This window comes from Anaerocolumna cellulosilytica (genome assembly GCF_014218335.1).
Taxonomy (GTDB): Bacteria; Bacillota; Clostridia; order Lachnospirales; family Lachnospiraceae; genus Anaerocolumna; species Anaerocolumna cellulosilytica.
Genome location: NZ_AP023367.1, coordinates 558,595 through 572,355 on the forward strand (window position 1 = coordinate 558,595; position 13,761 = coordinate 572,355).

Annotated in this window: 14 protein-coding genes; all 14 read left to right on the top strand. The window is 34.7% G+C overall.

Features of this window, described 5'->3' with window-relative positions; all coding sequences use genetic code 11:
- Positions 1–32 precede the first annotated feature (32 nt).
- The 14 genes from flgM to acsn021_RS02600 all read left to right on the top strand — a co-directional run bounded on the left by flgM (position 33) and on the right by acsn021_RS02600 (position 13,752).
- Positions 33–311: a flagellar biosynthesis anti-sigma factor FlgM gene (flgM, locus tag acsn021_RS02535; RefSeq protein WP_184092649.1), complete on the top strand. Its 279-nt coding sequence runs from the start codon at positions 33–35 to the stop codon at positions 309–311.
- A gap of 50 nt (positions 312–361) precedes the next feature.
- The gene (locus tag acsn021_RS02540) at positions 362–877 is read left to right on the top strand and encodes a flagellar protein FlgN (protein ID WP_184092648.1); all 516 of its coding nucleotides are present in this window, start codon (positions 362–364) and stop codon (positions 875–877) included.
- Positions 878–953: 76 nt separating this feature from the next.
- Positions 954–2,675 carry a flagellar hook-associated protein FlgK gene (gene flgK, locus acsn021_RS02545; protein ID WP_243167852.1) on the top strand — a complete coding sequence of 574 codons (1,722 nt, stop codon included), beginning with the start codon at positions 954–956 and terminating at the stop codon, positions 2,673–2,675.
- Positions 2,676–2,721: 46 nt separating this feature from the next.
- The gene (flgK, locus tag acsn021_RS02550; protein ID WP_184092646.1) at positions 2,722–4,509 is read left to right on the top strand and encodes a flagellar hook-associated protein FlgK; all 1,788 of its coding nucleotides are present in this window, start codon (positions 2,722–2,724) and stop codon (positions 4,507–4,509) included.
- A gap of 55 nt (positions 4,510–4,564) precedes the next feature.
- A complete protein-coding gene (gene flgL / locus acsn021_RS02555) occupies positions 4,565–6,019 on the top strand; it encodes a flagellar hook-associated protein FlgL (RefSeq protein WP_184092645.1) in 1,455 nt (484 codons plus the stop codon).
- A 40-nt stretch (positions 6,020–6,059) separates the two neighbouring features.
- Complete coding sequence (gene fliW / locus acsn021_RS02560) at positions 6,060–6,527, top strand: flagellar assembly protein FliW (protein ID WP_184092644.1); 468 nt, start codon at positions 6,060–6,062, stop codon at positions 6,525–6,527.
- Positions 6,528–6,746: a carbon storage regulator CsrA gene (gene csrA, locus acsn021_RS02565; protein WP_184092643.1), complete on the top strand. Its 219-nt coding sequence runs from the start codon at positions 6,528–6,530 to the stop codon at positions 6,744–6,746. It abuts the gene before it with no gap.
- A gap of 243 nt (positions 6,747–6,989) precedes the next feature.
- Positions 6,990–7,379 carry a flagellar protein FlaG gene (locus acsn021_RS02570; protein ID WP_243167850.1) on the top strand — a complete coding sequence of 130 codons (390 nt, stop codon included), beginning with the start codon at positions 6,990–6,992 and terminating at the stop codon, positions 7,377–7,379.
- A gap of 91 nt (positions 7,380–7,470) precedes the next feature.
- On the top strand, positions 7,471–9,594 hold the full coding sequence (fliD, locus tag acsn021_RS02575; protein WP_184092641.1) for a flagellar filament capping protein FliD: 2,124 nt from the start codon (positions 7,471–7,473) through the stop codon (positions 9,592–9,594).
- Positions 9,595–9,657: 63 nt separating this feature from the next.
- A complete protein-coding gene (gene fliS, locus acsn021_RS02580) occupies positions 9,658–10,026 on the top strand; it encodes a flagellar export chaperone FliS (RefSeq protein ID WP_184092640.1) in 369 nt (122 codons plus the stop codon).
- Between the two features lie 20 nt (positions 10,027–10,046).
- Positions 10,047–10,526 (top strand): hypothetical protein, encoded by a 480-nt coding sequence (locus tag acsn021_RS02585; RefSeq protein WP_184092639.1) that lies wholly within the window; start codon positions 10,047–10,049, stop codon positions 10,524–10,526.
- A 180-nt stretch (positions 10,527–10,706) separates the two neighbouring features.
- Complete coding sequence (locus tag acsn021_RS02590; protein ID WP_184092638.1) at positions 10,707–11,537, top strand: flagellin N-terminal helical domain-containing protein; 831 nt, start codon at positions 10,707–10,709, stop codon at positions 11,535–11,537.
- Positions 11,538–11,602: 65 nt separating this feature from the next.
- Complete coding sequence (locus acsn021_RS02595) at positions 11,603–11,908, top strand: hypothetical protein (protein ID WP_184092637.1); 306 nt, start codon at positions 11,603–11,605, stop codon at positions 11,906–11,908.
- A gap of 20 nt (positions 11,909–11,928) precedes the next feature.
- Positions 11,929–13,752 carry a motility associated factor glycosyltransferase family protein gene (locus tag acsn021_RS02600; protein WP_184092636.1) on the top strand — a complete coding sequence of 608 codons (1,824 nt, stop codon included), beginning with the start codon at positions 11,929–11,931 and terminating at the stop codon, positions 13,750–13,752.
- Positions 13,753–13,761: the final 9 nt, after the last annotated feature.

A 13,761-nucleotide genomic window follows, 5' to 3' on the forward strand; every position in this document is an offset into this window, starting at 1 on the left:
GAATAACGAATTATAGACAGGTGGTGAATCACATGCGTATTGATGCATATAATAAAATTTCACAGGTATATCAGACCAATACAATACAAAAGACAACTAAAACAACGAATATAAAATCGACAGATCAGGTTGAAATATCTCGTACAGCTAAAGATTACCAGATAGCAAAACAAGCGGTAGCGGCGGCAGCAGATATCAGAGAAGATAAAATAAAGGATATTAAGAGCCGATTCGAATCCGGTACTTATAATGTAAGTATGAAAGAGGTCGCTAACACCGTCGTTGAAAAGTATTTTGAAAAAACCATATAAGGCTGTTGCCTTATATGGCAACAATTTAATAGGAAAAGAGGGTTGATTTCGTGGCAAGTTTAATTGAAGATTTAATTCAGACCCTGGAGCAGCAGTGTGAGTTATATAAACTAATGATTCCGGCTGCTGAAGAAAAAACAAAGGTAATTGTAAGTAATAATCTGAAAGAACTTCAGGAGCTGACAGAAAAAGAGCAGCTAATGGTAGAACAGATTTATGTTCTGGAAAAGAAAAGAGAAGAAATTATTAAAAATATAGGAACGGTAGTCAGTAAAGCACCTGAAACCATTCACATATCAACTGTAATACAAATGATGGAAAAGCAGCCAAAAGAACAAAATCAACTTTCAGAAATTCATGATAATCTAAAAAGAACCATTCAAAAACTGGTTGAAGTCAATAATCGTAACAAGTCGTTAATACAACAATCCCTAGAGATGATAGAATTCAATATGAATTTTATTCAGAGTACAAGGATGTCACCGGGGAATTTAAGCTATACGAAGGGCGCCTCGCAGTTAGATACGCCTGCTTTGCAAACAGGGATGTTTGATGCAAAGCAATAGCAGAACCTTCAAGGAAAATGATGCAGACAATATACAATATCATTAGAAAAAGGGCAGGTGAAATTCTTTGAGTTTAATGAGTAGTTTATATACAGGAGTTTCTGGCTTAACTACAAGTCAGAATGCTTTAAACACAACAGCACATAATTTAACTAATATAAACACCAAAGGTTATGTAAGGCAGCAGGTAGTGCAAGCCGATAGTACCTATTTTAACTGGGGAGTAAACCATCTAACTACTTTTCAGACGGGAATCGGTGTAGATATACAAACTGTACGTCAGGTAAGGGATACGTTCTTAGACAAATCATACCGCAAAGAAATCGGAAGGCAAGGCTTTTATGAGGTACAATATGAAGCAGTATCAGAAGTAGAAAGCATGCTGGGAGAACTAGAAGGGGTTGCATTTCAAAATGCTTTGGAAGAACTTTGGGAGTCTCTTCAGGAAGTCGGCAAGCAGCCGGGAGCAATTGAAAGTCGTGCCGATTTCATTAAAAACGCTCAAAGTTTTATAGAACGGGCAGATATAGTATATAACCAATTAAATGAATACCAGGTTAATTTAAATACCCAAATTACTGGTAAGGTAAACCGGATTAACAAAATTGCAGAAGAAATAGAAAAATTAAATAATGATATAAGACACTATGAGAGTACGGGTATAGAGAATGCCAATGACTTAAGAGATACCCGCAACTCTTTAATAGATGAACTTGGAAAGATAATTAATATAACATATAAAGAACATATGGATGGTGTTGTAACTGTTAATGCAGAAGGTATGCCTCTGGTAACAGAAAGTAACGTGTACAAAATGGGCACTGCAAAAATAAGTGCAACTTCTAATTTGTTAAAGCCTGTATGGACAGGCTATGACAATATCGATGTATATGAACTTGAAAAGCCGTCTACTACGAAGGATGATACCGATGTTGGTTCCTTGAAGGGGCTTTTGGTTGCAAGAGGTGATAAACAGGCTCGTTACACGGATATTCCGGTTCGCGGGAACTATGCAACAGATAAGGCATACGACGATGCAGTAAAAAATTACAATGATACATTAAATACCTCGGTAATTATGACAGTACAGGCACAATTTGATCAACTCATACATGGTGTTGTGACAGCTATCAACGATATCCTTTCACCCAATGTGAAAGTAACCTTGGATGATGGTTCTGAAATCTGGATATTAGATGAAGAAAATGCACCTATAGGAATGGATGAGCCGGATTACACTATGGGCGAAGCACTATTTAATCGCAAATCAGTAGACAGATACAGTGCGCCCACTACTGTGAACATTCTAAATGCAGATGGAACCACCACATCAAAGTCTGTACGTATATATAACGAAGAGGATTCATCAGATGTGTACACTATGTTTACCATTGGTGAAATTGAGATAAATTCGAAGATATCCAGTAACCATTCTGTTCTGCCGCTAAGTTCAAACAATGGCTCCAATGAAGTGGACTATAGAGCGGCAGAAGCACTGCTTGGATTGTGGGATAATCCTTTTGCCAGTGTATCACCAGATACTCCGGTAAGCAACTTTAAAGACTATTACGTGGCTTTCATAGGCGACTTGTCTATCAGGGGGCAGCAATTAGAGTCTATAAGTGTAAATCAGGCAACAATGGTAGACAGAATAGATAGCCAACGCCAACAGGTAATAGGTGTATCTTCTGATGAAGAGTTAACCAATCTGATAAAATTCCAGCACGCATATAATGCTTCTTCCCGGTTTATAACTGTGGTAGACCAGATGTTAGAACATATACTTACCAGATTATAAAATAAAATCTCAACTATTAAATTATATAAAAACAGAGGTGAAGAAGATGCCATCAACATTTTTCGGTTTGAATATTGGTTTAAGCGGCTTATATACATACCAGGCGGGATTAAATACAACCGCACATAATGTAGCGAATACGGAAACAAATGGATATACAAGACAAATTGTCAACCAGTCAGCGGACACCCCACTTAGGGTTAACAGTTCCTATGGTATGGCAGGAACCGGTGTTGTAGTAACTGGTATTGAACAGGCAAGAAACAAATACTATGATTTAAAATATAGAGCTAATAACACTATGTATGGTGAATATGACGCTAAGTATTACTATATGAAGGAAATAGAAAACAATTTTAATGATGTAGCAATGGAAGGATTTACAACTTCATTTAATTCGTTATACACAAGTTTACAGGGATTATCTACGGATTCCGGAAGTCTTACAAAACGTACAGAAGTTGTTAATTATGCAAAAAGTTTGACAGAGTATTTTAACAATCGGTCAAATAGTCTCAAAACGATTCAGGAAGAATGTAATTTTGAAATAAAAAATCAGGTAGACTCCATCAATTCCTTGGCACAGCAGATTTCAGCAGTCACAAAGCAGATTAACACTTTGGAGGCCGGTGGCGGAATTGCTAATGATTTAAGGGATAAAAGAGAACTACTTTTAGATGATTTGTCAAAAATAGTGAATGTATCTGTGTCAGAACATGTAGTTGGAAATGATGTAGGCGTAACCAGCTATGTGGTAAAAATAGATGGGCAGACTTTGGTTAATACGGATTCCTATAATACATTAAAGGTAGTCCAAAGAGATGTGAAACAAAATCAGAGTGATATTGACGGATTATACGATATACAGTGGGGTAACGGACAAAATTTTAATCCTCAGACAACGACAATCGGCGGATATCTCCAGTCTTTGTTTCAGGTAAGAGATGGAAATAATAAAGAAAACTTTAATGGAAAAGTGGTAGATACAACGGTTGGTGATAATGTATTATCCATAGTAAACTCTAACGTAAACGCTATGGAAAAATTAAACATACCATCTGAAGGCATTCTTACAATTGACAACAGAGAATACAAATACACAAGCTTTGAAGCAGTGTATGATTCTGCAACAAAAACCTATCAATACAACTTTACTATGGAGAATGCTATCACTGCTAATATGAGCGGAAAATCTGCTTCCATAGGAGATAGTGTAGATTATAAAGGGATCCCTTATTATATGAGCCAGGTAAATGAGCTGGTAAGAACCTTTGCCAAAGAATTCAACAACTTACATAAACAAGGTGAGGATTTAAACGGAGAGAAAGGAATAGATTTCTTCAATGGAACGCATCCGGTAACCGGTGAGAACTATACGCTTGATACGATTGCCAATGGTTATTATAATATTACAGCAGGTAATTTTACAATTACAGAAGCTATCTATAAGGATCCGAATAAAATCGTTACTTCCTCTAAAACAGTAACAAGCGGTACGCCTGTAGAAGAAGGTGTGGAAAAAAATGATATATTAAATAAATTGCTTGCATTAAAAGGGAATACCTCTATGTTTAAGCAAGGAACACCGGCTTCCTTCTTTCAAACAATAGTAGCTGAGGTTGGTGTTGATTCAAAGAAATCAGAAGATTTTGCTACGAATCAGGCAAATATCTTATCTATGGTAAAGAATCAAAGATTATCCGTATCAGGAGTAGACGGTGAAGAAGAAGGTATGAATATGGTAATGTATCAAAGAGCTTATAATTTATCTTCAAAAGTTATCTCTATAATGAACGAAATCTACGATAAGCTAATCAATGGAACCGCCGTATAAATGCTAACTTAACAGGCTTAAATATCGGATATGTCCAGAAAGAAGGAATGAAGGTATGCGAATTACAAACAAAATGATGACTAATAATATGATGTCTAACATCAATAACAATAAGAATAATTTATCTATATTAGACTCACAATATGCAACAGGTAAGAAAATCCAACGACCCTCTCAAGATCCGATTGTAGCTGTCAGAGCACTTAAGTTACGTACAAATTTGAGGGAATTAAATCAGTATCTGGAGAAGAATATACCGGATGCCATGTCCTGGATGGAAGTAACAGAAAGTGCATTAAAAAATGTGAATGAAATGTTTACTAAAATCAATACCCTATGTAACCAGGGGGCCAATGATCATCTTGAGGCTCCAGACCGCGCCAGTATAGCAGAAACATTGACAGAATTAAAAAAACAGATATATCAGGAGGGAAATTCAAATTACGCTGGAAGATATGTACTAACTGGCTATAAAACGGATACCAGTCTGATTTTTAACGAAAAGACGACTAACCTCACCTACAAAATAACTGAACAGTTTTCTGGCAAAAATATAGAATCACTCTCCAAGGTATCTGGAGCTTATGATGTTGACAGCACAGTTGCGGTAACCGACCCATCACCCCAGTTAGATAATATGCATAGAATTCGTTTGTCATATGATAATCTGGTAACACCAACTGGTGCAATAAATGTTACCTACGGAACTGGCCCAACAACAGTTGCAGTAAACACTATTTCGGCAACTAACCCCAATGCATATAAACCGGCACCAGGAGCTATTAATTTTATTCCTGAAACAGGCGAACTAATCTTAGGTGATACGGTATATGGCAACATGAAAAATGCTGACAACATATCTATTACTTATGATAAAAAAGAGTTTAAAGAAGGCGAGTTGCGTCCTGAGCATTATTTCAAATGTGAAACAGTGGATTCGGATACTGGTAAGACTACCGTATATGAACCAACAGATCAGCAAATTCAGTATGAGGTTAATTTTAATCAGAAGCTTACTGTAAATACCCAGGGAAAAGACGCCTTACAACATGGGGTGGGCAGAGATATCGATGAAATTCTTTCAGCAGTAAAGGATGTAGAAGCAGTTGAGGCAAAAATTACTGAGATAGAAAAACAGCTGAAAGACCCAACGAAAACAGAAGCTGAAATTCAGAATTTGAACCGCTTGCTAGAGCATTGCAAAACAGAGTTGACATTAAAAAGCAGTATCATGCAAAAGAAATTTGAAGGTGGGATAGCTTCCAGTAAAAAATATCAGGAAACCTTGAATGTATCAATTGCTGACTTAGGCAGCCGTTATGTTAGACTGGAGCTTACAGAAAGCCGTCTATCTGACCAACAGGTAGAATTTGAAGATTTATTATCGGCTAATGAAGATGTTGATATGGTAGAAACATATATAAAATTAACCTCACAAGAGGCAATCTATACGGCATCTTTAAATGCAGCATCTAAAGTCGTTAGAAGTAGCTTGTTAGATTTTTTATAGAATAAGATAGAGCCTGTCCCAGGCAGGAAAAGGAGAAGGCATGTTAGTAAAAACAAAGTACTTTGGAGAAATAGATTTAGAGGAAGCTAAGATTATAACCTTTGAGCGTGGCATCATGGGCTTTGAGCAATATAAGCAGTTTACGATACTTTATGATATTGATAGTGAAGATAAAGTAGGTATCTCCTGGCTTCAAAGTCTTGAGGAACCTAGCTTAGCACTTCCTGTTATTAATCCTTTTCATATTAGAGCGGATTATAATCCGATTGTAGAAGATGAAGTACTAAAACCTTTGGGAAATATTAAAGAAGATAATCTGGTTATTTTACTTTCTTTAACCGTGCCATCTGATTTAACAAAAATGACTGCTAACCTAAAAGCACCTTTTATAATTAATTCGGATTCAAGGAAAGGCAGTCAGATTATTGTAGAGAATGCAGATTATGAAATAAAATATAATATATATGATGTTGTGCAGGCACTGAAAAAAGAGAAGGGAGAGAAATAAATGCTAGCCCTTACCCGTAAAATAAATGAATCCATTATAATTGGAAACGATATAGAGATTTCTATCTTAGAGATTAAAGGTGATCAGGTCAAGATTGGAATTAATGCACCTAAATCTATACCGATATATAGGAAGGAAATCTATGTGCAGATACAGGAGGCCAATAAGGAAGCAGTGGAAAGCCAGATATCTGTGGAAGATTTAAAGAAATTATTTTAAGAGAAAAGTAGATAAGCTTACAGTAACAGGAATATTCATTATCTGAAAATAGGGAAACTATTTTTGTAGTAAAGGTTTTTAATATCATATCGGCGGACCGGGTGTTTGAGGATTGCATAGTGGCATGAAATTGAACTCTTTTATAATTTAAGCGATAATTATAAATTATTTCTGGAAAATGCCGATATATTACCTAAATATTAAGGAATGGGTAAAAGACCCAACCACACGGAGGTGGACATTATGGCAGTAAATTCAGTTTCAAACACCGGAGCAGCCTATATCGACAGCAAAACAGAGCAAAAGGTACAGAGTGCGGTAAAAGCCGCAGCAATAAGTGGTGTTGCTTATCATGGTGTAAAGGTACAAGGAGGTACAGGGAAAGAGGATAGGGAAGACACCCAGGTTGATGCAAAGAGAGTAAAAAATATTGTTGATGAAACCAATCATAAGATAAAGGATTCCAGAAGGAGATTAGAATTCTCTTATAATGAAGAAATCAAAAGGGTCTCCATCAAAGTTATGGATGAAGTCACAAATGAAGTAATTAAAGAAATTCCACCGGAAAAGACTCTGGAAATGATTCAAAAGATGTGGGAGGTAGCAGGTCTGCTAATAGATGAAAGATTATAAAGAGCAGCTAGATTAAATAGCCAGTTTAACTAGTTAGATAAAACCAATAAAAAATGTTTTATTAGGCTAGCAAAAGAAGAGGAGGATATATATGGCAGTTAGAATGACAGGATTAATTTCGGGAATGGATACAGAATCACTCATTAAAGAACTTGTAAATGCTCAGAAACTAAAAAATAAAAAGGTATCTGATAAACTTGTGAAGTCTGAGTGGAAAGAAGAAAAATGGAAAGAACTTAATACGAAACTGTTTAAGTTATATAATGAAAGTTTAAGTAAGATGAGATTACAAGGTAGTTATTTAACAAAAAAAGTATCATCTTCCAATGAGAATGTCTTAGAAGCTACCGGCAATGCTAATTCAGCAGAAGGATCACATGTTATATCGGATATTAAGCTTGCTAGTGCTCAATATGTTACAAGTGGAGTTATAAAACATAACGGAGAAAATGCAACAGGTACTACAAAACTAAAAGATATAGGAATAGGTGTGGAAACCTTAGTTCGATTTACGAACGGGAATAAAGTAAAGACGCTTGAAGTTACAAAAGATACAACGATAGATGATTTAGTTAAAGTAGCACAATCAGCAGGGCTGACTGCTAATTTTGATAAAAGCCAAGGAAGACTTTTCATTAGCTCAAAATATAGCGGTGAAGATAACACCTTTGGAATTACAGCTTCAACTTCTACAGCTACATCGGTTAAAAACAATATATTAGATTCAGTTGGATATAGTACACTTTCAACAAAGGACAAAGGAAAAGTTGACTCGGCACTTATAGTTTTAACAAATGATACAAGTGTTCAGGCTGATATTGATGTTGCAACTAAGATATTAGCAGACTATGCAGAGGCAAAAACAAAAAGAAGTATAGAGAATACTGTAGATCAAGCCATAAGAGCAGAAATAACACCGGTTGCCACAACGGCTGAAGAAGAGAATATAAGAACAGAAGTTTTAGAACAACAAATTGTATTAATTAAAGAAGAGGCAAGAAAGAATGGTGCTACAGAAGAAGAAATAAATGCCATCACGAAGGATACACTTACAGAAGAGCAGTTGGCAGCTATTCAGACAAAACAGGACGAAAAAATAACTGCTTCCTCTAAAAGAATAAAAGCGGCTGTAGAAACCAAGGTAGCAGAGGCGATTGCAGCAGAAAAAGAAATTACACCTGATAACCGTTATACAAAAGCCATAGAAGATAATCAGACTGCCATAGATACCGCTGTTAATGAAATGGAAAATCTAGCATCCACATTTGTTACGAATAGTAAAATACCCGAAAGTGATGCGAATGCGCTGCTGCAAAATCTCCAATTAGATGCCCTTGATAAGGATGGTAAGAGGATATCAACAGGAACTTCCTTATCCACAATAGTTGCAGCAGAAAATAGCCAGGTAAAGTATAATGGTGTAGTTATTACTGGTACTTCTAATACAATAAGCGTAAATGGTTTAACCCTTAACCTTAAAGGTGATTTGCCTGCCGGACAAAGTATTAATCTTACTGTTTCAAATAACGTAGATGCCAACTATGATATGGTTAAGAATTTTATAAAATCATATAATGAATTATTGGCTGAGATGAATAAGCTTTATTATGCTGATTCCTCCAGAGGTTATGACCCTCTGAGTGATGAAGAAAAAGAAGCAATGTCGGATGACCAGATAGAAAAGTGGGAATCTAAAATTAAGGATTCTGGACTACGAAGAGATTCAAGCTTGGGTTCTTTGCTAGATGCTATGAAAACAGCAATGATGTCATCGGTTGAGGTAAATGGCAAAAAGTTTTCATTGGCCTCCTTTGGCGTGGAAACATCTACTGATTACACGGAAAAAGGATTATTACATATATACGGAAATTCAGAGGATAGTGTTTACTCACAAAAAACTGATAAATTAAAAAAAGCACTCACAGAAAATCCGGAAGATGCAATAGCGGCTCTGTCAGGTATATTCCAAAATCTATATGATACGGTTTATGATAAGACAAAAGCAATTCCAAACGTAAGAAGTGTATTTACAGCTTATAATGATAAGCTTATAGACAAAGAGCAGACAGATTATAAAAAGAAAATAAAAGTGTTAGAAAAAAAGCTAACTGAAATGGAGAATAGATACTATAAACAGTTTTCAGCAATGGAAACGGCTCTTGCAAAGCTCCAGTCACAGAGTAACTCTTTAGCCGGGCTTTTTGGGTCCCAATAGGGATAGGAAATGTATACTTTTGTCTTATATTATGATATAATGGGTACGAGGAGGTGGTAAAGCATGCCTGTTAACGCAGCAGCAGCATACCAAAATAATAAAATCAATACGGCTTCACCATCAGAGCTAACATTAATGTTGTATGATGGTGCCATAAAATTTTGTAATATTGCTATGCTCGGAATACAAGAAAAAGACATCAATAAGGCAAATGAGAATATAATCAAAGCGGAGAAGATTATTACTTACCTTAAGACGACATTGGATTCAAAATATCCTGTCGCGGAAGACTTTGACAGAGTGTATGACTACATATATGAAACCTTAATAAATGCTAATATTAAGAAAGATAAAGCAGTACTTAATGAAGCTTTGGGTTATATTCGTGAAATGAGAGATACCTGGAAAGAGGTTATGAAATCGGCTAAATAAGTCTGTTATAAGGAGAATATGTGGATAATAAAACTTATATAAACATTTTAACAGATACATTGAGCAAAAAAATAGTGGTTTTGAATGAATTAATACAAATAACACAATTGCAAGAGGGGTATTTTGATGATTTTGAAGCCAATATGGAATTTGTAGATGAGAGCTTTTCAAGTAAAGAAAAGTTAATTCATCAATTGAATCAATTAGATACCGGATTTGACATGGTCTATGAGCATGTCAAGGAAATCTTACAAAAAAACAAACAAGATTTTAAAGCAGAAATAAATGTAATGCAAAACTATATTGGCGATATTACCGTTAAGAGTGCTCAACTTCAAGCCATAGAATTAAAAAATAAAAATAAGCTAGATTTGTACTTCATGGAACAGAAAAAAAATATAAAGAGCTTTCATGTAAATAATAGAACGGCAGCTAACTACTACAAAAACATGTCAAACATAAACCAAGAACAATCGTTTTTTTTAGACAAAAAAAAATAAAAAATTTTAAAATATGCTATAAAGTATTATTCACACAAGCCGATATATATATCAAGTAAAGCAAATACCAATCTGTGATGATTTTAGGTACGTACGGCCGAAGAATTTAGCAGAGGTATTGGTTACTATAAAAAACGTGGCAGCATGGACGCTGCTATATATTCAAGGAGGAATATACTTATGATTATTCAACATAATATGCAGTCTGCTAATACTAACAGACAATTAGGAATCACTACCGGAAATCTTTCCAAATCTACAGAAAAATTATCTTCTGGTTACAGAATTAATCGTGCTGGTGATGATGCAGCTGGTCTTTCAATCTCTGAAAAAATGAGAGGACAGATTAGAGGTCTTGAACAGGCTTCTACAAATGCTCAGGATGGTATTTCTTTAATCCAGACAGCAGAAGGTGCATTAAATGAAACTCACTCTATTCTTCAGAGAATGAGAGAATTAACAGTACAGGCAGCTAATGATACTAACGTTTCTGTTGACCGTGCATCTATCCAAAAAGAACTTCAGGCATTAACTTCAGAAATTACAAGAATTGGTAGCCAGACTGAATTCAATACAATGAAGTTATTAGGCGGTTCTTTCTCAGCTACTGCACTTAACTTGCAAGTAGGAGCAAACAGTGGACAGAACATTTCTTTCAACATTCAAGATATGCGTGCAAGTGCATTAGAACTTACTCAGACTGCAATTGGAAGTGCTGTTTCAACTTATACAAAAGCAACTGCTTTCATTAGTGTTGTAAATGCAGCTATTACAAAAGTATCTGATCAGAGATCAAAACTTGGTGCAGTTCAGAACAGACTTGAGCATACAATAGCAAATGCTGACAATACTGCTGAAAACTTACAGGCTGCTGAATCTCGTATCCGTGACGTTAACATGGCTAACGAAATGGTTACTTACTCTAAGAACAACATTTTACAGCAGGCTGCTCAGTCTATGCTTGCACAGGCTAATCAGTCATCTCAGGGTGTATTATCTTTATTAAGATAATTTAAAAAAGTATTCATATTTATTTAAGGTTGGCTTTGGCCAACCTTATTTAGATAGGAGGATAAATGGGTCAGCTTAATGAGACGTATCAAATGTTAAATGATTTAATTGATGAAAATACGAAATGTTTTTATAGGCAGGAGTTTCCTAAAGGATATGAACAATTGAATAATATTATTAATCAATTGTTTTTACTTACAGAACAATTTAGAACGGTGAATACAGAAGCTTTTAAAAATTATGAATTGCTTTTAAATAGCAAACTAATTGATATAATGACAGCTATATCAAAAAAAGATGTTATTTTGCTAACGGATTTATTGAAGTATGAGTTGATGGATATTTTAAAGGAGTGTCTGGAACAACTATAAATGTGTCATTGGGAGATTATATGAGTTACTTAAAAAGAAATTTAGAGACACTGCAAGCGTGTAAAGAAAAATTACACACCGCAATAAAAGATAAGCTTCAATTGATTGATGAAGATATTAATTTTAATTTGTTAGAAACAAAAGAAGATTATAAAACCATAGTAGTTGAAAAAGATGGTTATGAATATAGATTGAACAGTTTATATAAGCCAGTGGAAGAGGCAAATATTTGGGCGGAGTCATTAGATTTAAAAGACATCAGAAAAGTATTTCTCATGTTTGGATTTGGGCATGGTTTATATATACAAAAATTGCTAAAAAAGCTTAATAAAGATGATAAATTAGTGGTTTATGAACCATCTTGTGCTATTTTTCAGTATGTATTAACAAATTTTAACCTAGAGAAAATTTTATCTGATGAAAGAGTTCGCGTAGTTGTTAAAGATATAAATGATATTGATTTAAAGATAAATTTAGAATCTAATGTAAATTGGGAAAATGTGTTCTCACAAAGAATAAACTGCTTACCTCAGTATAATATTATGTATTTTAATGATTATACAGCTTTTTTGACCAAAATTAAACATAATAATGATCGTGTTATCATGATGCGAAATACAGAAGCGCGCTTTGGAAAAATTGTAGTAGAAAATACTTTCACAAATTTAAAATATATAAAACAATGTAATATATTAGATGACTACATTGATGTTTTTGATTCAAATCTTCCTGCTATTATAGTTGCGGCGGGGCCATCACTTAAAAAGAATGTTGAATTTTTAAAGGATGCGAAGAATAAGGCGGTAATATTTGCTGTAGACCGGGCTTTGGAATATTTGTACGATCAAAATATTATTCCTGACTATGCTGTAACAGTAGATCCTTTAAAGCTTGAGAGTTGCTTCGCCCCAAGCTATGAAGTAGATATACCACTGTTTGCAGAGCTACATTCGAATGCCAAAATATTAGCGCAGCATAAAGGTAAAAAGATATTTTATAATGCGTTTGATTATATAAATTATTATATGAAGGATTTGAATAAATGTATACTGAATAAATTAAATATCGGAACATCTGTCGCGACAGCTGCATTTTCAATATGCGTGAACATGAAATTTAAAAGGATTATATTAGTAGGACAAGATTTGTCTTATGGTGAAGACGGTACGGCATCTCACATAGATGCCAATATAGACATGGGTATTCAATATAATCTAATATCTGTTGAAGGTTATAATGGTAATATGGTTATGACTAGAAATGACTGGTTTGATTTTTTAAAGTGGTTTGAAGCTATGATAGAAGTTACCCCAAACATAGAAGTAATTAATGCTACTGAAGGTGGCGCTATGATTAAAGGGGCAAGGAATATGCTTCTTAAGGATGTGATACAGAAATATTGTTTGAAAGAAGTAGATTGTAAGCAAATATCGGAGAATATGAGACCAGCATATTCAGAGGAAGAAATGGGATTATTTATAGAGTATTTAAAAAATAGTCAATTAGATTTAGTGATGATTAAGCAGATGGCTCAAGAAGCTTGTGACATCTGTGATACACTACTAACCACGCCGGATTACGAGGATGCGGATAAAAATGATTTATGTAAAAGGTTAACGCAAATAAATGAGGACGTCACTAGCAGTCCGGTGTACGGATTGCTTGACTCCTATATCACAGAAGCCACAAGTGATGTTATGGGGGAAATAAATACAGTAAAAGAAGATGAGCCAGATGATATTAAATCCATATTTGAAAAAAGCAAACTTATCTATGGACAAATAGTCATCGCAACGGATGAGATTGCAAATATATCTAAAAATAATAATTTATTGTATAATTAAATTTTGCTG

Bases quoted from the DNA above. Each gene is read 5' to 3' on its own strand.
- acsn021_RS02595 (WP_184092637.1), top strand. From the start codon at position 11,603: ATGGGTCAGCTTAATGAGACGTATCAAATGTTAAATGATTTAATTGAT.
- fliS (WP_184092640.1), top strand. From the start codon at position 9,658: ATGCCTGTTAACGCAGCAGCAGCATACCAAAATAATAAAATCAATACG.
- acsn021_RS02600 (WP_184092636.1), top strand. From the start codon at position 11,929: ATGAGTTACTTAAAAAGAAATTTAGAGACACTGCAAGCGTGTAAAGAA.
- flgL (WP_184092645.1), top strand. From the start codon at position 4,565: ATGCGAATTACAAACAAAATGATGACTAATAATATGATGTCTAACATC.
- flgK (WP_243167852.1), top strand. From the start codon at position 954: ATGAGTAGTTTATATACAGGAGTTTCTGGCTTAACTACAAGTCAGAAT.
- acsn021_RS02570 (WP_243167850.1), top strand. From the start codon at position 6,990: ATGGCAGTAAATTCAGTTTCAAACACCGGAGCAGCCTATATCGACAGC.
- csrA (WP_184092643.1), top strand. From the start codon at position 6,528: ATGCTAGCCCTTACCCGTAAAATAAATGAATCCATTATAATTGGAAAC.
- fliW (WP_184092644.1), top strand. From the start codon at position 6,060: ATGTTAGTAAAAACAAAGTACTTTGGAGAAATAGATTTAGAGGAAGCT.
- flgK (WP_184092646.1), top strand. From the start codon at position 2,722: ATGCCATCAACATTTTTCGGTTTGAATATTGGTTTAAGCGGCTTATAT.
- acsn021_RS02590 (WP_184092638.1), top strand. From the start codon at position 10,707: ATGATTATTCAACATAATATGCAGTCTGCTAATACTAACAGACAATTA.
- fliD (WP_184092641.1), top strand. From the start codon at position 7,471: ATGGCAGTTAGAATGACAGGATTAATTTCGGGAATGGATACAGAATCA.
- flgM (WP_184092649.1), top strand. From the start codon at position 33: ATGCGTATTGATGCATATAATAAAATTTCACAGGTATATCAGACCAAT.